Below are 24619 nucleotides of genomic sequence, written 5' to 3'. Positions count from 1 at the left end.
TTATCAATGATTAAAAACCAATACTTAAACCAAAAGTTCCTTGCACTAAAGACGGGTATTGCGCTCCAGCTAACACAGACCCTGTAGCCTCAGGATCAAAACTTCTAAACTTAGTTGAGGTCCACAAATTTTGTCCCTGAACAAATACTCTTGCAGATTTAATTTTCAAACTCGATAATAGAGATGGACGGAAAGTATAACCTAAAGTTACATTACGCAATCTCCAAAAACTTGCGTTTTCCAAGAACCTTGAAGTTTCAGCTTGAAATTCGTTACCATTTGATGCATCAAATCTAGGTACATTCGTATTGGTATTGGTTGGAGTCCATTCGTTTAACATTTCAGCAGCTAAATTGTCGTAGAAATAATCGGGTCTAGTTAAGTTTACTAAATCTGCATTATACATTACTCTATCTAGGAAGAAGTTAACCTGAGCACTTAAATCAAATCCTTTGTAAGAAAACTTGGTAGTGAAACCACCAAACCATGGCGCATCAGATGTACCCATTTTCACTTTATCATTGGCATCAAAGTCAGGCGTAATAGTTCCGTCTAACTTTCTATATAGGGCATTACCTGTTGCAGGATCAACGCCTACGTAAGGCACAAGAAAAAATGTATTTCTTGGGCTTCCCTCTGATAATATTGTTTCACCAACAATTCTATCGTTAACAGGCAATGAAACCACTTCGTTTCTATTGTAAGAAATATTAGCGCTTAAGTTCCAAACAAAATCAGTTGTTTTAAGCACATCGCCCCTAAGCGTGAACTCAACACCTCTATTTCTCAAGTCACCGAAGTTACCCGGCACGGTAGTAAAACCCGAAACAGATGGATCTACCGGAACATTATAAAACTGATCTACTGCTAAACGGTTATAATACTCCAAAGTACCACTTAATCTGTTTTTAAAGAATCCAAAGTCTAAACCAACGTTAAAGGTTTTATTAGTCTCCCAAGTTAATAGTTGGTTTCCTGCAATGCTAGGCGTCCAACCAGTAACCCCAGCATAGGCTGTTTTGGTTAATTGCGACAAAGAGTATTCGTTTATTGGCTGATTACCAGAAGTACCATAACTAACTCTTAAATTTAATTGGCTTAGGAATGAAATATTCTTAACAAATTCTTCTCTATCTATTGCCCAAGTAGCTCCGATAGAACCAAAGTTTGCCCATCTTCTATCCAAACCGAAACGAGAAGATCCATCTCTTCTTAATACAGCATTAATGAAGTATTTACCGTCATAACCGTAGTTCAGCGAAGTAAATACCGACATCAAACCTGTTTGGTTACCATTACCAGTAACCGTAGGAATGTAATTCTCATTTGCTGCAGAACCCGCAGTAATACCTGTTTCGTTACCAAAACCATTGTCTAGTCCAAAGCCTGTAAAACCAAATGTTCTATAGTCATTTTTAACTACTTCAAAGAAAACACCTCCGTTAATTTCGTGTTTATCAAAAGTATTTTTATAGTTTAAAGATGAGGTTCCTGTATAACGGAAATTTCTATTCATCGACCTGATTAAAGAACCTTGTCTAGCAAATCCTGTTGAAGTTATTGGACTAATATAAGTATCACCTTCATTCTGCGTATAATCTACACCCCAGTTTGTTCTTGCATAAAGACCTTGTACAGCAGGCAGATGATATTCTAGATACGCAGTTCCAATACCTTTTATCTGTTTAGTATTACGTTTATTCTCAAACAACTCCATAGCGCCGTTAGGTTGCCCAGAATATAAGTTACCATTAAAATTGTTGTAACTACCATCTGGCAATCTATCAACTTCGTAAGGATTACTCCAACGAATTGCATTTAGAGGCATATTGGTAACCGCATCACCTTCCAAAGTGTTATTACGATTCGAGAAACCACCTTGCAATCCTAAACCAAATCTAAAATTATTAACCTTATTATCAAGGTTTAATCTAGCTGTATATCTTTTTAAACCGGTAGTTTTTACAATACCATCCTGATCTAAGAAAGAAAGAGATCCATAAACCTTGCTATTTTCACTTCCTGCAGAAGCAGAAATCTGATGTTGCTGTGTAGCACCGGTTTGGAATAAAGCATCTTGCCAGTTGAAGTTAACCGCTCTAAGGCTGTCTGCTTGTTCATCTGTCCAGTCATAAGGATTGCCATTTCGCAACTCATAATCAATTTTCTGTTGGCTATTCATTACAATTAACCTATCTTCTGGCATTTTAGAACGTCCTACTTGCAAATCATAATTGATTTGAACTTGTCCAACCTTACCTTTCTTTGTAGTGATAACGATAACACCGTTCGCACCTCTAGAACCATAGATACCTGTAGAAACCGCATCTTTTAATACTTCAATGCTTTCGAAGTCTCCTTGGTTCATCGTTTGAAAATCTGCTGCAGAGATTTCGATACCATCCATAATATATAATGGTACGTTGTTTCCAGAGATAGAACCATTTCCCCTAATACGAACAACCGCATTTTGACCCGGTTGACCTCCGTTCGCTACAACACTTACACCTGTAGCCGCACCCTGCAAAGCTTGGTCAAAAGATCCAAAAGTTTGTTTTGCTACTTCTGCACTACTTACACTTGCGGTAGCACCAGAAAAGGCTCTTCTATTAATTGTGGTGTATCCAGTAGTTACCACTACTTCATTTAACGATTTAGAATCAACATCTAATGAAGCATTAACAACATCACTTGAAGTCAAGACTACTGTCTGCATCCCATATCCAATTGAACTGAATTCTAACGCTGTAGAACTAGAAGGAACAGAAATAGAAAACTTTCCATTTGCTCCTGTAGACACGCCGATATTTGTGCCTCTTACTTTCACACTTACTCCTGGCAAAGGAAGTCCATCCTCTTTAGAAGTAACCGTACCAGTGATTGTTCTATTTTGCCCAAAGGCCGCCGTAGCAACAAACAGCAAAATGAACAAACTTTGTAGCAGTTTTTTCATAAACTTTTTAAAAATTTAGTTAGTTAAAATTTAATTAACCGCTAATATACCATTCTTAAAAGTTGTGAAACGAATTTAATTTAACATTTTTTAACACTTTGAGAAAACTAATACACATATTTTCAACCTAAATGGGTAAAAAAATCCCGCTTCAACAAACCAAGTATAGCCTTTTAATAGATTTATAAAAAATATGGAATCAGCACAAAAAAGGCCACCTAAATAGGTAGCCTTTAAATAATAAATGATTTTTAACTTAAAATTATCTCCAACCTGCATTAGAAGTATTTACTCCATCTGCTTTAGCAACAACTTGAAGCTAATTAAAAAACAAGCGCCGATTAAATATGCTTTAATCGGCGCTCAGAGAGAGCTTATCTAATTCTAAATCCATTTTAGCAGAGAAATTCTCTTTATTTGGGCTATTGCTTCTTCAGCTTGATAATAGCGCCGTTGCTATAGGTACCTGCTGCCGCTGTCCATTTCAGCTTAACACTTAAAGTTAACTCGCAAGGTGCAACGTAGTTATCAGCACTAGCTACACTTTCTACAGAAAATATACCGTAAGTAGCCATATTGTAAGTCCCAACTTCTTGTTTCACCACCTTTGTTTCATTGGTAGTTGGATTAATCTCCACAATTACTGGGTGATTTTGTATAGGAAGCGGATACTCGAATGAGATATGTGTAGCATCTATTACTTTTATCGGAACAACATCTCCTGGGGCATAATCTTCCCACTCATCCTTTACTACCACATAATTGGTAGCTACGCCAATAGCACCGTAATCGGTAGCCGTAAATTTGCACATTGCCTCGTATCTTACAGTAGGCCTAGCGTTTGGTAAAGCAGTTATACCAGAGCCAACGCTTATTCCTGTGGTAGTAAAAGCTGGATAAACTTTTCCGTCGGCGGTAGTAATATTTACTCCAAAATCAAACTTATCGCCCAATACGATAACCGTATTTCCAAACAAAGCCTTTAACTGAGCTCCTGTTATAGCCACTAAGGTAGGATAGGTAGTGATATCTGTCTTGACAACTTTCACATTAGCTTTGTTATCATTCTTTATCACAACCAAGTCCATTTTAGCCGGCTTAATATCATCCGGAAAATATAGTCCTACATTAATCTTTCCGTTAAAGGCATCAGGTGTTTGAGCAGAAATAGACATATCTGCTGATGCATCTCTGGTTAACTGAGGCTGTGGAACAGCTTGCAGATCTGGTAATTTGGCGTTATCGCTTTTACGACAAGCTGATACCATTCCAACCAGTATAAAAAAACTTAATATTATCTTTTTCATGATTTTATTCAATTATGGCAACCAAAATGGTTTGTAAGTAGATGGATCTGTTTTTTGCTTAGGCGCATTAATATTGCTTTCCAGCTCGCTTTGGTACCAAGGCAATGTAAGCGGATAATTCAATGGGTTAACCATTTGTATCGCATCTTGTGGAGACATTGTTGGATCTCCATTAAGTGGTGGTTGCACAAAACCTCCCGCAAAAGGAGCAAATAATTTAGGGAAACCCGTTCTACGATAGTCAGTATATGCATCTATCGCACTACCAAACGTTGAAATCCACTTTTGTGTGATAATATATTGTAGCTGTTTAGCTGTGTTAGCATCGTACTGAGCCAATACCGCATCAATGTAGGTGTTCATTGGAGATGTGGCCCCTGTGTTATAAATTGCTGGAACCGTCTGGGTAGGTTTTACAAAGGTAGTTACCACATAATCAACCTGCTTAAAGGCCTCAGTCATGGCTGCTTTAAATTTAGCTCTTGCATCTCCCGTAACTACACCTTCCTTTATCAACTCTGCTTCCATAAACAAACGATCTGCGTAAGTAATAAAACGATAAGGCGCTGCGCCAGTGCCACTAGCTGCTGTGATTTTACCTCCAGTAATTCCTGTTCCATCATCATATTTACCTCCTACTGGATACATACCTAACAAGGTCATGTTATCTTGTTGGTTAGCGTCCCCATCTGGTCCGTTTGCAGAGAAATAAATAGATACAAATGCACCATCTCTATACTCTGTTCTTTGGGTGCCAGCAGAAGTTGGCCTCAACTGGTTATAAAAGTAATAAGGCAGCCTAGGATCTACAATACCATTATTGATGTCTGTATTATAGCCTTTCAATATTTCGTAAAACCACGGACTGATGTAATTGCTACGTTGCGACGCATAATAATCGCCGAAGCCCGGGTTGCGGTCGTCCGTAGCACCATTAGGCCCATAAGGCAGCAAGAAACTCTCATCGGTTGTACTGATCAAATTACCTGCCGTTAGCAAGGCATTAACTTCGGTCGCTACATTTTTTACTCTACGTTGCTGCAAAAGCAATTTCAGCTTAATCGTATTGGCGGCTTTAATCCACTTACTTACACTGCCTTTATATATCACATCATCTGTGCCTGGCACAGCCGGATTAACTGTGCTAGAGTTAAGATTAGTGATAGCTTGGTCTAATAATGTAAATAAAGCTGGGTAAATATCTGAGCCTTTATCAAACTTAGGATAAAAAGTACCCACCTTCAAATTGTGCGATTCGGAAAATGGCACATCTCCAAACACATCTACAAGCTGGCTATAAGTATAAGCTTTCAATATTTGGGCAATACCCACATACTTAGTTTCACTGTTTGCAGTACCTTGCTTAATAATCGCATCCAGATTGCTCAAAGTTTTAATATACATGCCATTCCATGCTTCCTGTATAGCAAACGTGGAACCTGAGGCTTTGTATCCATCCTCTTCTTCCCTAACTACCAATTGATGCGTATACACAGATAGAGTTTGAGACAGTCCGCTAGTGATAGCTAAGCTTTCCCCCAATGATTGCTCTGCACTTGTGAGTAGCCTAGAAGAGCTCATTTCCGTAGGATTATTTGGGTCTGTATTAATATCAAGCTCTTTTTTGCACGACATTACCGTCAGTAACATTGCCGGCAATATCATATATTTAAAATTCTTAATCATGTCTATTTCTTAAAAAGTTACACTTAAATTAACACCGTACCTGCGTGTGGTTGGTGCTGCTGAAAGCTCGATACCCTGAACGTTAGTAGCTCCAAAACTGTTAGTTTCTGGATCAAAATTACTTCCCTTAGGCACGTTTGGCGCAATGTACCATAGGTTGCGTGCTGATAAACTTAGGTTAAGAGAACCAATAGGTAGTTTTCTGAACATGCTTTTAGGAAAAGTATAGCCCAGTGTTACTTCTCGCAACCTATATACAGTGGCATCGTACACATTCCACTCTGTAGAAGAGTTTACAGCGAATGTGTTTCCAAAGTATAAGTCGTTGGTGGTAATTCGAGTAATGTTAGGTATAGTGTTACCGTTTCCATCCAAAATAGGGGCTTTAGTATTAGGATCGCCATATACGCCAGGGATAACCCAACTTTTAAGACGGTCTTCTGTATCTGTGGTAACACCTCTACCCAATAAGCTAGATATGGTTACCGAATAAAGATCTCCGCCTTTGGTCATATCAAAAAGAACACCCAATGTAAAATTCTTGTATTTAAAAGCGTTGGTAATACCTAATTTATAATCAGGGTTAGGATTACCGACCATACCTTGCTCAGTATCTTCTATTAACATTCCAGTAGAAGAATCAATTAGTAAATTTCCAGCAGCATCTCTTAATGATCTAGATCCTCTTAAGTAACCGTAAGGCATACCTACCTCAGCGTAAGGCGCTATGGTAGTTAATACACCAGCCAACGGCAAGCGTGTAACCCCATTAGTTAATTCAGTTACTATGTTCTTATTTTTAGTAAATACTCCAGTAATAGACCAAGAAAAGTTATTTGACTTTACAGGTATACCAGTAAGCTCAACCTCTACCCCTTTATTGCTGATTGCGCCAAAATTGGTATAATAAGAATCAAAACCTGATGAGGCCGGAGTGCTGATAGGTGCAATTAGGTTGGTTGATTTTTTATCGTACCAAGCTAAATCTAAGGTTAATCTACTCTTTAAAAAACTAAGGTTTGTTCCAATCTCCAATTCTTTTGTAAACTCAGGCTTTAACAAAGGATCATTTGATGTCCCATCAATACTTGCCGTGCTTTGTCCCATAAAATTGGTTCCAATCACAAATACGTCAGCCAAACTGTATGGAGAAGCATCTCGACCAACTTTTGCATAACCAGCTCTAATTTTTCCATAATCCAAAATTTTGCTATCCATCTTTAAAGCTTCCGAAAACACAAAAGATCCAGATACCGATGGATAGAAATAACTTCTATTACTTGCTGGCAGGGTAGAAGACCAGTCATTTCTGCCGGTAAAAGTTAAGAAAGCGTAGTTTTTATATCCAACAGTAGCTTCTCCAAATGCACCATATAAGCGTCTATTAGAAATATTATCATTTGAGAACTCTTGTTGCGAGGTGTTTTTCAATGTAAAGATACCCGGAGTAATAAACCTGTTTCCTGTATTTAGTTGACGGGATGTTTTACGTGAATTAGAGTTGAAACCCAATGTTCCGGTTAAGGTAAAGTCATTGTCGATTTTAGGATCGAAATTTAACAGGACAGTTGACTCTATCTCTTGTTTTCTGTAATTATCCGTTACAAGACGACCCAAACCTTCTGCAGCTCTTGAACCTATATCGGTAATTTGACGTCTATTTAATGAATGTATATTACCCCCCATTCTAAATACCGCAGTTATCCATTTATAAACTTTGATATCAGCATTAAAGTTGGTAATGAAACGTTCTTCTTGTGTATCAACTGTATTATGCCTTGCAGACCATCTTGGATTGTCAAATTGACCTCCACCATTAGGAGTTTCATTATTTTCGTAAGGCAGGTTAAGGTCCCAGTTTCTAGCTAAAAATAATGTTCTGGCAAACTGAGAAGCGGCCCCATCTACTTGATTCTCTCCAAACACACCGCCATTTTGATTGCTCTTAGTGTAGCTTAAATTTGCGCCCAATGATAAGCCAAACTTTGTAGTTGTCTTTCCACCTGCTCCTAAACTTGTTCTGTTGTAACCAGCATTGTCTACGTAGCCATCTTGACTTAGTCTAGACGCTGTTAACGCAACCGAACTGTTTGCTCCCCCTCCAGTTATCGATATCGAGTTTTCGAAAACAGAGCCTGTTCTAAACAGATCTTTCACGTTATTTGGATAAGCCTGATATGGAATAGTGGCCGTTCCAAAATAATTTGCATAAGCAGGCCATGTTGGAATAGTAGTTAAAGCAGAAAAAGCAGGCCCCCAAGATCCATTAGAATTAGAATAAGTAAAATTTGAACCTGCACCGTATGAATTTTGATAGCTAGGTAGGTTAGCTACATTTTCAACAGAAGCAGAAGACTTGAAAGTAGCGCTCACTGGTTGGTTTTGATAGCTACCTGAGCCTGACTTGGTTGTAATTAAAATTACTCCATTTGATGCTCGAGAGCCATATAGCGCACCAGCGGCAGAGCCTTTTAAAATTTGCATAGAAGCAATATCATTTGGATCCAAGTTACCCAAACCACTTGAGTAAGCACCGCCTCCCGAAGTTTGACTACTAGTTGTAATCTGATCGTTGCTATAAGGTATTCCATCTACTACAATAAGCGGCTGATTATCCCCAAAAAATGAAGAATTACCCCTAATTTGAATTCTGGTTGCTGCTCCTGGGGTACCTTGAGAGGTACGTATATCCACACCAGCTACTTTACCCTGCAACGATTTTAACATATCAGGTTCTGATTTTTGCAAAAGCTTATTAGGATCTACCTTTGTGGTGGAATAACCAACAGCCGAACTTTGTCTTGAAAGCCCCATTGCGGTAACTACAATTTCTGATAATTGCTTCGAATCGCTCGCCAATTGGACATTAACTGGGCCTGAACCCACCGTAACTTCTTGTGTAGCGAAGCCTATAGAAGAAAAAATTAGTGTAGTACCTTTGGCAGCGATGATTGTAAAGCTACCTTTTGCATCGGTTGCAACACCACCAGACGCACCTTTCACTTTAACCGATACCCCTGGAATGGGTAGATTATCATCCGCACTTGTTACTTTACCGGTAACCGTTTGTGCTTGGGCATAGCCAGCCACACATACAAACAGCAGTACGAACAAACTTTGTAAGAGTTTTTTCATAGTGTAAAAATTTAGTTAGTTAATAAAAATTCACGCAAAAGAAACAATAATTTTCACTAAGACAGAATTTTATTTCGAAAATAATCTATATTTCTAACTCCAATTTTGTTTAACCACAACTTATCAGAATATAATGCCACAAAACTAAGCGACTGGTGAAAACAGCAATCTATCACCATGATTTTCAAAACGATATATATTAAATATGCGAATGAGATAAAATGAAAATAAGACCCTCATTTGTACCATCTTCGGTACTTGTTCGGAAAAGCTTCCAATTATGCAAACCTGAACCGAACGTGAACCAAACATGACCCAATGAAAACACCTTCAAAATTTCAGGTTTTAGGGTGGCTAAAAAGACAGTTAGGGTTGATTAGAAAAAATTCTAAACTGCCTCTGAAGAAGATTAAATTGAATAATGAAATTGTGCTTATGAAGTCGAAAAAGCTGACAAGATTACCTTGAATTTTAATAAATACTAGATGACCATCAAAATAGTGAGCCTAAAAATAACCTCCTAATTTGATTAATTGCAAGAATTTATAGAATGACCTACTTCAATGATTGGCTAAAAAAAGATAGCATTCAACAAGATTTGCTTACCACCTTCCCAAAAACTTCTAAAGATTAAATCTGTAGACAAGTAAAGAACTCCACCTTTACCAATGGGTTGAGCGCCGTACAGCATTCCCGAAGAAATTTTACTCTTTACCTTTGTTCCGGCTACACCAGCCACATAGCTATCTGGTTTTAATGAGCCTATAGTATAACCATTCTCTAAAGGTTCATAAATATTGGCATCTGTTTTTAAGGTGTAATAATATTTCCCAATGCCGTAACTCAATGGATGACTTTGGTCTAGATGTACTTTATAGATGGCCCCAGGAATCGCATTGCTGAAATCATCATGGTCTCTGCTACTATAGCTTTGGCTACTTGCGCCTTTTGTATCATTGTTTTTGGGTTCTTCCTTTCTCTTAATCTGAAAAGGTTTTTTACCTACAAAAGCAACAATAGCATCTTCTAACAAAATCAGTTTGCCTCCCGCACTCACCCAAGGTGCCAATTGTTCTGCTAGCCTATCTGCGTAATAGCCATCTGCTACAATTAACGTATTGATTTTATGGATATCCAAATTACCAACCGCTGATACGTTTAACACCGAAATTGGGCATTTCAATTCCTGCTCAAAAAGATGCCAAATTTCTCCTATCGACTGTGAAGAGACCTCTTGACCAGCCAATACTGCTACTTTTGGAGCGGCAAGCAATCGGTAAGTAGACGAACCGAAATCTTTTCCTTTTTCTACATAGCCCGAACTTAGCACTTTGAAATCTGCATTCAAATCTTGGAGTAATTTCTCTACTTGTGGTTGCAGATTAGGGATTTTCTTTTCATTTTCTGCTCTATAAATTAGCAAAGTACCTGCTTTGTAGACTGTCCCACCAATAGTAAAAGCCTGTTCGGCCATTCTTACTTTAATCTCTTTCTGCTGCAATGCCATTAGCACTTTAACATCTTCCATCCCATTCCATGACAGCACCCAAGCATAAGGTTTAGCCACATTTGCAACTGCTCTCTTTTGCTCTTCTATAAAAGGATAGTTTCCCGAAACGCTTTCTTTTAGCCCATAAGCATTTAATCCGTAGGCATAAGGCAATGCCCAAGCAGTAATATCATAAGTATTTGAATCTGTAATTAAGGTTTGTGGCTCGAAAAGAATATTGGCCAATACACCATGCTTCTGCGATACATTGACCACCATGTCATTACGCTCCAGCTTAAATTGCTCTACTTTTTGCGTTTCGTAATTATAGCCATTTAACGTTCTATCTGCTCGCTCCGCACCAAAAGCATAGCTGATTTTATTTTTAGCAAGCAATTCCGCTAATTTTCTTAATCTCGAAACATTCTGCGCTTTAATGACATAGCTTTTATAAGCTGTTGCTGGTGTCAGACTTTGTTCAAAGAACTTCCTAAACTCAGCAACTAGTTTTTCGGCATGCCCAGATGCTACTTCCAAAGTAGACATCGATGTAGTAAAATGATGCGAAATCCTATCTTTTAACGTCAGCGTATCTCCATCGGCGGTAACCACGGCCAAACCAGCCCTAATACCACCTTGCTCATAGGTCATCCCTATGGCACCATTGTATAACGGATAAGTATCTCCATAAGATGGATACAGTAAATCAAAGCGCTCTTTGGTAAAATACTGCCAGCCATTTTCATCAAAATACTTTGCGTTATTTTTACCTACAATAACTTGAAACTCTCGCTGCCAAGGGGTAACGGCCTGATGTATAGGCTCTGCTGCTGGCGCAAAATAATAAGGTTCGTTGTACCCTTGTTCATGAAAATCGACATGGATTTGGGGCAACCATTGGTGGTATTGTCTTAACCGCTGCTCACTTTCAATTTGCGTTTGCCAAGCCCAATCCCTATTCAAATCGAAATGATAATGGTTGGTTCTGCCTCCAGGCCAAGGTTCAAAATGCTCTCTAGCCGCAGGGTCTGGATTTGGAGTGGTACCCACTACACTGTTGAAGTAGTTTACGTATCTTTCTCTTCCATCTGGATTTAGGCAGGGATCAATAATTACGACTGTATTTTTTAGCCAAGCCTTTGTTTTTTCGTCCTTTGCTTCTGCCAAGGTGTATAGCACTTTCATTGCGGTTTCGGTAGAATTGGCTTCGTTACCATGTACATTATAGCTTAACCATACAATTACTGGTTGTTTGGCGAGCTTTACCGTTTTGTCATTATTAGAAATAGCCAAGTTGTTCATCCTGATTTGCTCTAAACGTTCCATGTTCGAAGGGTCGGATACGATAGCGAAAAGCAACTCTCTTCCTTCATAAGTTTTGCCATAAGATTGAAGCTTTACATGGCTATTTTTGGACGCTACTTCCTTAAAATAGTCGACTACTTTTTGATGGGCAGAAAAATGCGTACCCAACTCATAGCCCAAAAATGCATCTGGACTTTGTATTTGTGCAAATAACGGCAGGCATAATAATCCAAGCCAGAGAGAAAGTAATGTTTTTTTCATGCCTATGTTTTTTTAGCCACAGATACACAGATTTATTCCTTATTTAAGAAACTCTTATCTGTGCATCTGTGGCTACTTACTCAATTATACTAAAAGAATATTTGATTTCGCTTAAGCATTCGTAATTTTACAAAATACTATTTATCAATCGGCAACATGGTTAACATCGAACAGCTTTACCAGCATTATTTAAAACATCCTGTGATTTGTACAGATACCCGTTCTATTACAGAAGGTTGTTTATTTTTTGCCTTAAAGGGTGATCATTTCGATGCCAATCAATTTGCGGAAAAGGCGGTAGAAGCGGGTGCTGCTTTTGCGATTATCGACAACCCTGATTTTGCCAAAGGCGATCAATTGATCTTAGTTGACGATGTACTGAGCACTTTACAAGAGTTAGCCAAACACCATAGAAAGCAGTTGAGCATTCCGGTAATTGGCTTGACGGGAAGTAATGGTAAAACCACGACCAAAGAGTTGATTAGAGCTGTACTTGCCGAACATTTCCAAGTCTTCGCCACCAAAGGCAACTTGAATAACCACATTGGGGTACCGCTATCTATTTTAAGTATTACCAATAAGGTAGAAATTGCCGTGATTGAAATGGGTGCCAACCACCAAAAAGAGATTGAATTGTTATGCAGCATAGCACAACCAACACATGGTTTAATCAGCAATGTTGGCATGGCACATTTAGAAGGTTTTGGGGGCTTTGAAGGGGTAAAAAAAGGAAAAGCGGAACTGTACGCTTACTTAAGTGAAAGCAATGGTTTTGCATTTGTGAATGCTGCCAACAAAGACTTAATAGAAATGGTAAGCAAAGCTGGTGTTAAAAACATCATACGTTACAACATCGCTGAAGAGAGCACGGTACAAGGCGTGTTGAAACATAGCGACCCGCTCATTGAATTTGAATGGAGCTTTGAAGGCGAGAGTCATGAGGCAAAGGCCAATTTAACTGGAACCTATAATTTCGAGAATATTTTAGCTGCCATTAGCATTGGTTCTTTCTTTAAATTGAGTGCTGAGGAGATCAATAAAGGCTTGGCAGATTATTTTCCTACCAACAATCGCTCGCAGTTGACCAAAACGGAGAAAAACACAGTAATTTGCGACTTCTACAATGCTAATCCAAGTAGCATGGCCGCAGCAATTACCAATTTAAACAGTCTAACTTCTACTAACAAGATTGCCATTTTGGGCGATATGTTTGAACTAGGCGATGAATCTGCTGAACAACACCTGCGTATCATTGAGCTAGCACTCAAAAATGAAATTGATACCTTAATATTTGTAGGTCACCATTTTGATAATGCCAAAGGCGATGCTAATGCACATTTTTTTACGACACCAACAGAAGCCTCAACGTTTATTCAAACGCAAAACTGGAAAGATTCGTTGATTTTATTAAAAGGAAGTAGAGGAATGGCATTGGAGCAGTTGTTACCGATGCTATAATTGACGATTTTAGATTTACGAATTACGATTGCAGCCACTATTATTGTCTCTTCTAAAAGGGAAAGAATTACAAAACGCAAGTCAGACATCTTGTTTCCCTCTCATTTTTAAGGAAGTACTTGTTCCGATTTTTCGGAAGGGTTAGGGTGAAGTTTTATTATATTTTTAAGAAACCCTCTCTGCCTTCGGCATCTTTCCCAAAGGGAGAGAAAAAATAGTTATGGGACTTCATACTCATCACCCACAATCCCAAGCACTTATCCGGCATAGCAGATTTTCGTAGGAGAAAGTGCCAAAACACATTTTGCACACAGGCAAGCAAGAAAGCAGCGTGTGGGTAAGCCAAAAAGCAAAGGGACGCATTTTTTTTGCACTATCAATGTGTTCGCTGCTTTATTCAAGAAAAGATGCAGGCCTAGATTTTATACTTTTTTATTTATTGTTATAGGTAAGTATGCTTTCGCTAAAGCTCAGGTTGTTTCTTTTCATCAAAAGAAAAGAAATAGAAATTACTATCGCTTTACGTCCAGAACTTGCTTTAGGAGACGAGATAGGAAAGCTAGTACAAACACGATTAACCAATTCCAACAATTAACCGGTTAAACAACTTTTGACTTTCTACTTTTAACTTTTACCTTAATTAGCTCCCATATTCTGTAAAGCCAGCTTCAGGTCTTTCTTCACATCTTCTGGAGTAGTTGCACTAGCTAACATTGCATTTGCAGTTTCTTTGAACTTAGCGGTTTGTTTAGTTTTGATAAAGATAATCGCATTCACAAAATCTTTCAAATAAGCCACTTCTTTATCTTTGGCAGGCACTGGAATCGCATTAAACTTGGCTAAATAAGTATCCAGTTTACCTTCTTCAAATAGAATTGGACCAAAGCCCATCATGGCATTGCACACTTGTTGATAACCTGCTTTATCAGGATGCTCTAAAATTTCATTGAATGAAGTTAAGGCTTGGTCAGTTTCTTTATTTTCTAAGAAATATTGTGTTTTGAAATAATTGTAAACAAAAAACGAACGTTCTGGAACATATTTATCCAGAATCTTTTCAATGGCTTCGAAATCCATCTCTTCAGTAACCTGAACTTCTTCTGAAAGTGCGAACTGGATAGCTAAACTTACCAAACGTTCTTCAAAATCATCTTCTGTGTATTTGCCTTCTCTCAGTATTTTGCTTTTGCTGGTCGAGAAGTAAGTCAAATCCTTTTCTTTAGGTAAGGCAAAAGCATAGTTCATGATCAGATCAATCAGGTCAGAATCGCCTAGAATATCAGGCTTTGCTGCTAGGAAATCTTTACTGATGTGACCAAAATCTTCATCTTGTAAGTCTACCGCCTGTTTAGCGAATTTTAAAAACTGTGCATTGCTCAACTTTAAAGCACCCTTTTTTAAAGTATAGTACTGCGTTTCTGGATTTTTAGCGGTTTTAGCCAAAGTCAAAAACTCGTTTGCGGCAATAAAGCCAACACCTTTATGTAGCATTACACCATCTGGACTGATGAAAACCAAGTTAGGATAGGCCGAAACATAGTAGCGGTCTGCCAACATTGCTCCTTCACCTTTTTCCATATCGTATTTCACGTTGATGAAATTGGCATTGTAGAAATCGGCCACGGCCTGATTGGTGTAGGTTTCTGCATCCATTTGTTTACATGGACCGCACCAAGTTGCATAAGCATCTAGGAAGATGATTTTATTCTCTTTCTTGGCCTTTTCAAGCACTGAAGTCCACGTAGGATTTTCTAAAAATTTGATTTCGGCAGCATTAACCGAAAGCGTTACCAATAGCAGACAAGCCGCCAACAATCTCTTTCTCATATACAATTAATGATTAAATGAGTGAATTTTGAATGATTAAATATTCCCTCAACTTTTAAACATTATAACTTTCCAACAATTTAGCAATTAATTTAATCAAGATGCAATTTTCAAATAACCATTTAAACGATTAAACAGTTAACCTAATTACTTTACTTCAATCCCTACATCGCTAATCCCTACCAAAGGATTATCTCGCATATTTTGTTCTATTTCAATACTATATTTCCCAGTATCTGCAAAACGATGATTTTTAAGTAAGGGAAAGGAATAGGTATATAAATCTCCCGAACCTTTACCCAGCCATTGGCCATCTGCTTTTGCTAATTTAAACTGATAGCGAGTCTTTTTACGACTTTTCGCATCTTTAAAAGTAGCCAAAACAAACAAATTTGAATACCTGTATTCGCTGTTGATACGTAGCTTAAAATTGACCTGATAAGGTTTAGCTACATCATTAATCTCAAATTCCGCTTTGGCAACATTGGCATACAACCATTGGTTATCCTCGATAGTTTGATTGGTATCTACTACCGTATTGAAATTGCAGGAAGAAAAAGTGAATAAAACACAGAAAAAGGCAAAAACTTGCAATTTAAAGAAGTGGTTCGCTAAAAATCCTCCCCCTACCCCCTCCGAAGGGGGACAAACAAACCGCATAGTCTTTCCAATTTTCAAAGTTACTTGTTCCTTGTTCCTCAACAGCTGCTTATTCATTTGGTTTTGGTCCTTGATCTTTATTCTTTGCTCCTTGTTCCTTATTCCTATTACGGTTCTTGTTCCTATTCCTGTTATTACGCTTTTGTTCAGTATTTCCACCCTCTGCTTGAGGCTTAGGAGCATTTTCGTTCGCTTTAGCCTCTATAGGTTTTTGTTGAGGCTTTTGATTTTGTTGAGGCCTGTTGTTATCCTTTCTAGGTTGATTTCTCTGATTTTGCTCTTGCTGAGGCTTGTCTTGAGCTTTCTGCTGTTGCTGCCTATGCTGGCTTGGTTTCTCCCTATTTTTCTGGGCAGCTTGTCCATTTTGGCTATTGCCACCGTTCTGGTTTCCAACACCTTGATTAGACTGAGGTCTATTTCTATTGCTATCGCGGTCTCTATCGTTTCTGTTATTACGGTTACGATTGTTTTTGTTACGGTTTTTATCGTCTAAACGTGTTAAACTATCCTGACCAACCACATTCTCATAATCGTGAACTTTCTCTACTACGGTAGTTGTTTTCAGCTCAACTGCTTCATCTTTTAGATTGCTTGGTTTTTCGCCACGTTTATTCATTGCCATGATTTCTTTTACACGGTCAACTTTTAGCGGAATCCAATCTTCTTGATTAGCATAACTGAACCACATCAGTTTCTTAAAAATATCAGTTTTTTGATGGCGGGCAACACCAACATCCGTTTGTAACGATTCAATTCTATCTGGAATATCCTTTAAAGCATCCAAATAAGTATCTAACTCGTAGTTTAAGCAGCATTTTAACTTACCGCATTGTCCGGCAAGCTTTAAGGTATTTAGCGATAGGTTTTGGTAACGAGCCGCAGCCGTAGAAACTGTTTTAAAGTTAGTTAACCAAGTAGAGCAACACAATTCGCGACCGCAAGAGCCGATACCACCTAAACGACCCGCCTCTTGGCGCATCCCGATTTGGCGCATCTCGATACGGATACGGAAAGCCTCCGCCATTTTCTTAATCAGTTCCCTAAAATCTACCCTACCTTCTGCAGTATAGAAAAAAGTGGCTTTTGTTCTATCTCCCTGATAATCTACATCGCTAATTTTCATGGACAGCTTTAAGTCTAAAGCCAACGTACGAGCCTTGTGCATGGTTTCCCATTCTAAGCCTTTCGCTATTTTCCATTTCTCTACATCAGCTTCTGTAGCTTTTCTGTAAACTTTGCGGGTAACTTGGTCGATAGGTGTTTTTCTGCGCTTCAACTGCGTACGCACCAATTCGCCAGTTAAAGAAACGTGGCCAATGTCATATCCGCCAGTTGGACCTTCCACCGCAATGAGTTCTCCTATTTCCAAATAAATATCATCCTGGTTCACAAAAAACTCTTTTCTAGAGCCTTTAAACTTAACTTCAATGATTGGAAAAGGTTTATAATTAGATGGCATATCTAAATTAGACAGCCAGTCGTAGACTTCCATTTTTTGGCAACCTCCAGTAAGGCAAGAGCCATTACTTTTGCAGCCAGCAGGGGCACAACCGCCTCCCGTTGAGCAACTTCCACATCCCATATTACGTGTATATATATTGAGTCCCTTTCGGGAGCGTTTTAAATTTTATAATTTTTACCAATTGTAAAGATACATCTAAAAACAGAATTTTCGGGTTTGCATTACGTTCGATATGGTAATGCGCCTTTTCCAACTCGTTAATTAACGCTTCTACAACTGGCATATTTAATACTCCTGATAATTTTTTAGCCACTTCTAGGTGCTGAGGAGGCAGTTTTACCAAAGCTTCGGCCCCACTAAGAATTAAACCACACTCTCGTAAAAAATTGATTCCGTACTTGATATAATTTTTTTGGTTCTCCCTACCCCAGCTTGCCGCGGTTTCGGTAAAAGCCATCATATCTGGCACTCTGTTACTATAAGCCATTCGCAACCATTCTGAAAAGTAACCTGCGTTATTATTCACTTGGTCGGCTAGTAAAGCATTGGCTTCAATCAAATTACCATCAGCCAAAAAGCTATATTCTGCTGCCTGATGTTCGGAAAGATTGGCTTTTTCTACTAGATATTGTTTCACTACTTCATCTGCCAGCTTAGGGATCTTAACAATCTGCGTACGAGATAAAATAGTAGATAAAATTTGTTCCTGATTTTGTGCGATTAAAATAAACAGTGTTTTCGCAGGTGGCTCTTCGATAATTTTTAGCAGGGCGTTTCCTTCTCTATCTAAAAACTCAGGCAACCACATGATCAGCACTTTGGTATCCGCTTCGAAAGCTTTATAGCTTAATTTCTTGATGATGTCATGCGCTTCCGCAATATTGATGTTTGCCTGCTTGTTATCTGCACTCAACTTAGAACGCCACACATCCAAATCGAAGTAAGCATTTTCTAACACCATATTTCGCCATTCTTCCAAAACATCGGTAGCAATCTTCACGTCTTTTGAGGCAAAGAAGGGATAAGAAAAATGTAAATCGGGGTGAATCAAGCGTTCGTATTTGCGACAAGAGGTACATTCTCCGCAGCTATCTTCAGCGGTTTTTTGCTCGCAATTGATGTATTGGGCGTAGGCGATAGCCAAGGGTACGGCACCACTTCCGGCAGGCGAAAGAAAAAGTTGCGCATGGCTAACCCTGTTCTCGGCTACGGTTTGTAAAAGGTGTTGCTTTACGTCGTCTTGTCCAATAATCTCTTTAAACTGCATTGGTGCAAAATAGTAAATAGATACGAGTATTGAGATATGAGATGTGAGATTTTACATAGCGAATGAGATGTTGTGATCATTAGCTGATGAGTTGGTGTTTTCTGCTAAACAAACTCAAGTCTTTAATTCAACAGCGCTTCATAGCTGTTTCCGTGTTTTTCAACCGCTGCTTAGATTTCTTCACGCCCTCTAAGTTTTTTGTATAAGCGACCTGCCTAAGAGTGATAGTTTACACCAGAATTTGTGTCAATTCAAAAACAGGCGCTGCTCTTCTAAAAAAGAATATTTTAACTCCTTTACAGGCTAAATCTAAAATCGTAAATCTAAAATCGTAAATCAATTCGTACTTTTGCCGCTTAAACATCGAATAAATATGTTAAGAACAACTACTTGCGGTGCATTGACCCTTGAAAATCTAGGCGAAAATGTAACCTTGTGCGGCTGGATGCAGAACTCTAGGGATTTGGGCGGAATGACGTTTATCGACATCCGTGATCGTTATGGCATTACCCAATTGGTATTTAACATGAACGATAATGCCGATTTGTGCCAGCAAGCCCGTGCACTTGGTCGCGAATTTGTGATTACAGTGAGCGGTGTAGTGGTTGAGCGTACCAATAAAAACAAAGACATTCCCACTGGAGATATCGAAATCAAAGTTTCTTCGCTAGAAATTTTGAATGCAGCTAAATTGCCTCCTTTCTTAATTGCTGACGAAACCGATGGCGGTGATGATTTGAGAATGAAATATCGCTACTTGGATTTGCGTCGTAATCCTGTTCGCAACAACATGGTATTGCGTCATAAAATGGCACAATCGGTGCGTAGGTATTTAGATGGCTTGGATTTTATCGAAGTAGAAACGCCTGTGCTGATCAAGTCTACGCCAGAAGGTGCCCGTGATTTTGTCGTACCTAGTCGTATGAATGCTGGTGAGTTTTATGCCTTGCCACAATCGCCACAAACGTTTAAGCAATTATTGATGGTTTCTGGTTTCGATAGGTATTTCCAAATTGTGAAATGCTTTAGAGACGAGGATTTACGTGCAGATAGACAGCCTGAGTTTACCCAAATTGACTGCGAGATGTCGTTTGTAGAGCAAGAGGATATTTTGAACACTTTCGAGGGTTTAATTAGAACGTTGTTCAAAGAAATTAAGGGCATTGATTTACCAGAAGTGCCTCGTATGCAATACAGCGATGCGATGCGTTTATATGGTTCTGACAAGCCAGATACGCGTTTCGAGATGCTTTTTGTTGAGCTAAATGATATCGTAAAAGGCAAAGATTTCCCAGTTTTTGATAATGCAGAATTGGTAGTGGGTATCAATGCGAAAGGTTGCGCACATTACACACGTAAGCAACTAGATGAATTAACCGATTTCGTGAAGCGTCCGCAAATTGGTGCTACTGGCTTGATTTATCTACGCCACAACGAAGATGGCTCGTTAAAATCATCGGTAGACAAGTTCTATAACGAAGATGAATTGAAAAAATGGTCGGCAGCGTTGCAAACAGAACCGGGAGATTTAGTACTAGTTTTAGCTGGTGCGGTGAAAGAGAAGGTACAGAAGCAAATGAACGAATTGCGTTTAGAAATGGGTTCTCGTTTAGGGCTACGTGATAAAAATAAGTTCTCGGCACTTTGGGTGTTAGATTTCCCTCTTTTAGAATGGGATGAAGAATCTGAACGTTACCATGCCATGCACCATCCATTTACTTCGCCAAAACCTGAAGATATCGCTTTGTTAGATACCAAACCTGGTGAGGTAAGAGCAAACGCTTATGATATGGTGTTAAACGGCACCGAAATTGGCGGTGGTTCTATCCGTATCCATGATAAGGAAACACAAGCTTTAATGTTTAAACACTTAGGTTTTAGCGATGAAGAGGCTCAAAAACAATTTGGTTTCTTATTAGATGCTTTTGAATATGGTGCTCCGCCACATGGTGGTTTGGCCTTCGGTTTCGATCGTCTATGTTCGCTTTTTGCTGGTTTAGATAGTATTAGAGACGTCATTGCTTTCCCTAAAAATAACTCGGGTAGAGATGTAATGATTGACAGTCCAAGCACCATTGATGATAAACAGTTGAAAGAATTGAAGATTAGCACTGTTGGCAGTTAACAGTTGGCAGTTCTCAGTTAACAGTTTTCACAACGCATATAAACAAGAGCCTCGATTTATGTCGGGGCTTTTGTTTTTGAAAACATTAAGGAATTAAGAGGAATTAAGGCTTTTTATAGTCATGTCGTCATTGCGAGGAGGAACGACGCGGCAATTTTTCATACATTTATTGCCAACGATAAAGATTGCTTCACCCCTTCTCAAAACCTCACGCTTCAGTTCGCAATGACGAAACGCCTATACTGAATATATTTCTAACAGACCCTGAAATAAATTCAGGTTGACGTAATATTTAGGCTCCGTCATGCTGAATTTATTTTACTGCGCAGCTTCGCTACACGTCAACATCAGTTTTAAAAGCAAGCGCAACAAAAAAAGCCTAGTCAATTTCTTAACTAAGCTTCATTTCTTAATGGTTAAAATCCTTTAAGCTAATACCATTTCAATATGAGGAATTTCGTCCTCTAAGTATTCTTCACTATCCTTTACAAAGCCAAAACCTTCATAAAATTTCTTCAAATACAACTGGGCACCGATACGGATCGGGCGTTTGCCATGTGTTTCGTATACCTTTTCAATGCTTTTTTCCATCAAAGTAATGCCAGCACCTATACCTCTATATCTTGAATTGCTCAATACACGTCCAATACTCGCTTCTGTGAAAGAAACTCCTGGCGGAACTATTCTCGTATAGGCAACTAAATTATCGCCATCCCAAGCCATTAAATGATGGCATTTTAAATCCTTCCCATCTACATCTTGGTAATTACAGTGCTGCTCTACAACGAAAACCTCGCTTCTCAGCCTTAAAATGGTGTAGAGTTCTAATTTCGATAGTTCTTCGAATGATTTATAAGTCCAGTTTAATGTTGGGGTTGACATATTTTTAATGAGTGAATGATAAAATGGGTAATTGACAAAATGATTAAACACCCGCAGATTTAAGCAGATTTATCCGCAGATTTCAGGAGATACCTATCTGCGTAATCGACGTTTTTATCAGCGAAAATCTGCGGGTAAAATGATAGAATTTATGCCAGTTTAGATACTAACGTTTCGTCTTTCAGACTTTCCGTCGTATAAATTCTAACCTTCTAAGCCAAGTTTCTACCAGCATTTACAATACCATAAACTGTTCTAATCGCTAGTTTCTCGTAAGCCTGTTGCTTTTCTTCACTTAAATCACCCTGTAGCTTATCTAAAGCAAAATGTTGAATCAACACCAATGGCAAGATAATTTTCTCACGCACTGCGATAGATTTCTTCTCTACGGGATAGTTTTCCATTAGAGTTTCGTGCCCAGTTAATTTCAGCAGCATTTTTTTCGAAAGCTCAAATTCTGCATGTAACTGTTTCCAAAATGCACCAAATTCTTTGTTATTAGCCAAATAAGCCGTAATCTCGAAATCAGATTTGCTCATCGACATGATACAGTTATCTACTATCGTTTTGAAATAACCCGACTGATGATACGTTTTTTGGACCTGCTCCCAATTACCTAAATCTTCTTGAGCTTTTAACGCTGTTCCTACCCCATAAAAACCTGGTACATTTTGCTTCAACTGACTCCATGAAGTCACAAAACCGATAGCACGTAAATCATCTAGTTTTAATTTATCTCCTGAATTTCTTTTTACTGGCCTACTACTGATGGTAATTTTAGATAACAAGCTCAGCGGAGATAGTTTCTCCAAATATTCCAAGAACAATGGGTCGTTACGCAAATCTATGTAAGCGTTATAACTGTCCTTCGCCATTTTGTCAAGGATATCGAAATTCTCTTTATCCAATAAAACGTTATGTTTTCCTTTAACGCCAGATGAAATACCCGCATTAATCAACTGTTCTATATTGAAAGCGGCACTATCTACCGAACCATATTGAGAACTGATCGTTTGTCCTTGTACTGTCAACTGGATGTTTTTGTTAGCGATTTCTTTACCCATTGAAGCATAGAAGCGGTGTGTTTTACCACCACCACGTGCTGGAGGACCACCTCTACCATCAAAAAATGCGAGTTGAACGTTATGCTCTTCTGCAACCTTGGTTAAGGCAACTTTAGCGGTAAATATCGACCAGTTGGCCATTAAATAACCACCATCTTTGGTACTATCTGAGAAGCCTAGCATAATATGTTGCTTACCGCCTCTCAAAGCCAAGTGTTTTTTATAGAAAGGATGCGTATATAGTTTCTCCATGATTTCTCCTGCACCAGTTAAATCATTAACGGTTTCGAACAATGGCACAAAATCTATCGTTAAATCTTCTGCTTCCCAACCATTCCAAAGGAAAAGCTCCATTAATTGCAAAATATCACTTGCTTGTTGGCAGTTACTGATAATGAAACGGTGGCAAGCCTCTTCCCCATTTTTCTGTTGGATGTCTTTAATTTCAGAGATGGTCTGTAAGGCATCCTTAATCAAGTTATCCTGTTCGTCGGTATAGATGATTTTTGCAGTTCTGAATGAAATTGCCTTTAGTTTTTCCTCTTCAGATAGTTCATCATAGTTCTCGCTGTAAAGTGAATTGATTGGCTTCTGACTTCTGCAATATTGATGCACACTTCTTAAAACCCTGCTATCTTGTCTAATATCTAAAGAAGCAAAATGGCAACGGTAGAGTTCTACTTTCCTCAACAAATCTTGTACAACGTTAGCGAATAATCCATCGTGGTCTTTGTTTAAAGTATCAATGATATCATTTAAGTTCTTAATGATATAATCTGATATATCTTTCTCTTCTACAGCGTTATTAAATGCATTTTCGTAAAATACTTCTTGGAGCAAATTAAGACTATCCTCTACGCCTCTAAAAGTAATACGTCGTTTGATATTCCTAAAGTCACGATAGTAACACCTGAACAAGATTTGGCGCAACATTTTAGACACTTCCAAAGTAGTTTGCGCTTTTACATTTGGGTTACCATCTCTATCGCCACCTGGCCAGAAACCTAATTCGATAACTTTTTTAGGGTCGATATGATATTCACTCAACAACTGATTTAATCCAGTTTGGATATTTGCCGCGGCGAAATAGAATACGTTTTCTAGGTACCAAGCCAAGCTTAACGCTTCGTCTACCGGCGTTGGCGATTTCTTATTAAAGAAAGGTGTTTTACCTAACTGCTGCAACAATTGGTTGATGGTCGTAAAATCGTTCGTTTTAATGGCCGCCGTCAAATCATTTATAATTCCTAAAACTGGGCCTGGGTAAAACTGCGTTGGGTGTGCCGTTAGCACTAACCTCAATGAAAACTCTTCTACTAATTTATCAATTTTCTCGTGCAAATTAGCGTCATCATTTGCCTTTAAAAACAAAGCTCTTAACGAACTCTGCTCATCACTGATGTTCAATTTGGTAAAAGAAGCATCTTCTACCGCATCAAAAAGTACCACTTGACGTTCGATGTACTGAATAAACCGGAACAACAAATCCACTACACTGTTTTCATCCTTATCGTGAACATATTTTTCGAAGAACTTCTCAATCAGTTCACTAGGCATCTCATGGTTCTTGATACCCTCTTCGCAACTCTTAAAAAAAAGCGGCAATAAGGTTCCAGTATCCTTAATCTTATAAAATGGAAGCGTTAGAAATAAACTGTTGTACAATTCGAAACGAGAAATAACCTCGTTGTTAAAATAATACTCGCGTTGGCTGGGTTGATTTAATTGCATCCCGAAA

Annotated in this window: 13 protein-coding genes; 2 read left to right on the top strand and 11 right to left on the bottom strand. The window is 38.6% G+C overall.

The window, feature by feature from the left end; genetic code table 11:
* Nucleotides 1-10: 10 nt before the first annotated feature.
* From CRO54_RS18325 to CRO54_RS18305, 5 genes are all read right to left on the bottom strand, one after another.
* Entirely contained in the window at nt 11-2953 is a 2943-nt protein-coding gene (locus CRO54_RS18325; protein WP_097133526.1) for a SusC/RagA family TonB-linked outer membrane protein, read from the bottom strand.
* Nucleotides 2954-3375: 422 nt separating this feature from the next.
* Entirely contained in the window at nt 3376-4260 is an 885-nt protein-coding gene (locus CRO54_RS18320; RefSeq protein WP_097133525.1) for a hypothetical protein, read from the bottom strand.
* A gap of 12 nt (nt 4261-4272) precedes the next feature.
* Complete coding sequence (locus CRO54_RS18315) at nt 4273-5946, bottom strand: SusD/RagB family nutrient-binding outer membrane lipoprotein (protein ID WP_097133524.1); 1674 nt, start codon at nt 5944-5946, stop codon at nt 4273-4275.
* Between the two features lie 9 nt (nt 5947-5955).
* Nucleotides 5956-9081: a SusC/RagA family TonB-linked outer membrane protein gene (locus CRO54_RS18310; protein ID WP_097133523.1), complete on the bottom strand. Its 3126-nt coding sequence runs from the start codon at nt 9079-9081 to the stop codon at nt 5956-5958.
* A 571-nt stretch (nt 9082-9652) separates the two neighbouring features.
* Complete coding sequence (locus CRO54_RS18305) at nt 9653-12136, bottom strand: M14 metallopeptidase family protein (RefSeq protein ID WP_097133522.1); 2484 nt, start codon at nt 12134-12136, stop codon at nt 9653-9655.
* 156 nt (nt 12137-12292) lie between these two features.
* Here CRO54_RS18305 and CRO54_RS18300 point away from each other — a divergent pair, with 156 nt between their 5' ends.
* On the top strand, nt 12293-13594 hold the full coding sequence (locus CRO54_RS18300; RefSeq protein ID WP_097133521.1) for a UDP-N-acetylmuramoyl-tripeptide--D-alanyl-D-alanine ligase: 1302 nt from the start codon (nt 12293-12295) through the stop codon (nt 13592-13594).
* A gap of 636 nt (nt 13595-14230) precedes the next feature.
* Here CRO54_RS18300 and CRO54_RS18290 read toward each other — a convergent pair.
* The 4 genes from CRO54_RS18290 to CRO54_RS18275 all read right to left on the bottom strand — a co-directional run bounded on the left by CRO54_RS18290 (nt 14231) and on the right by CRO54_RS18275 (nt 18810).
* On the bottom strand, nt 14231-15421 hold the full coding sequence (locus CRO54_RS18290; RefSeq protein ID WP_097133519.1) for a thioredoxin family protein: 1191 nt from the start codon (nt 15419-15421) through the stop codon (nt 14231-14233).
* Nucleotides 15422-15568: 147 nt separating this feature from the next.
* Nucleotides 15569-16138 (bottom strand): gliding motility lipoprotein GldH, encoded by a 570-nt coding sequence (locus CRO54_RS18285; RefSeq protein ID WP_240775156.1) that lies wholly within the window; start codon nt 16136-16138, stop codon nt 15569-15571.
* Nucleotides 16131-17663, bottom strand: a complete 1533-nt coding sequence (locus CRO54_RS18280) for a PSP1 domain-containing protein (protein WP_097133518.1) — start codon at nt 17661-17663, stop codon at nt 16131-16133. Before CRO54_RS18280 ends, CRO54_RS18285 begins: the two co-directional genes overlap by 8 nt.
* A gap of 1 nt (nt 17664) precedes the next feature.
* Nucleotides 17665-18810 carry a DNA polymerase III subunit gene (locus tag CRO54_RS18275; protein WP_097133517.1) on the bottom strand — a complete coding sequence of 382 codons (1146 nt, stop codon included), beginning with the start codon at nt 18808-18810 and terminating at the stop codon, nt 17665-17667.
* Between the two features lie 373 nt (nt 18811-19183).
* Here CRO54_RS18275 and aspS point away from each other — a divergent pair, with 373 nt between their 5' ends.
* The gene (aspS, locus tag CRO54_RS18270; RefSeq protein ID WP_097133516.1) at nt 19184-20935 is read left to right on the top strand and encodes an aspartate--tRNA ligase; all 1752 of its coding nucleotides are present in this window, start codon (nt 19184-19186) and stop codon (nt 20933-20935) included.
* Nucleotides 20936-21361: 426 nt separating this feature from the next.
* On the opposite strand, the gene CRO54_RS18265 is transcribed toward aspS, so the two are convergent.
* Both CRO54_RS18265 and CRO54_RS18260 read right to left on the bottom strand, forming a co-directional pair.
* A complete protein-coding gene (locus tag CRO54_RS18265) occupies nt 21362-21817 on the bottom strand; it encodes a GNAT family N-acetyltransferase (RefSeq protein WP_097133515.1) in 456 nt (151 codons plus the stop codon).
* Between the two features lie 212 nt (nt 21818-22029).
* Entirely contained in the window at nt 22030-24612 is a 2583-nt protein-coding gene (locus CRO54_RS18260; protein ID WP_097133514.1) for a phosphoenolpyruvate carboxylase, read from the bottom strand.
* Nucleotides 24613-24619 lie beyond the last annotated feature (7 nt).

This window comes from Pedobacter xixiisoli, assembly GCF_900215335.1.
GTDB classification, from domain to species: Bacteria; Bacteroidota; Bacteroidia; order Sphingobacteriales; family Sphingobacteriaceae; genus Pedobacter; species Pedobacter xixiisoli.
The sequence above is the reverse complement of the archived record's forward strand: the minus strand, read 5'-3'. Positions and strand labels throughout refer to the sequence as shown.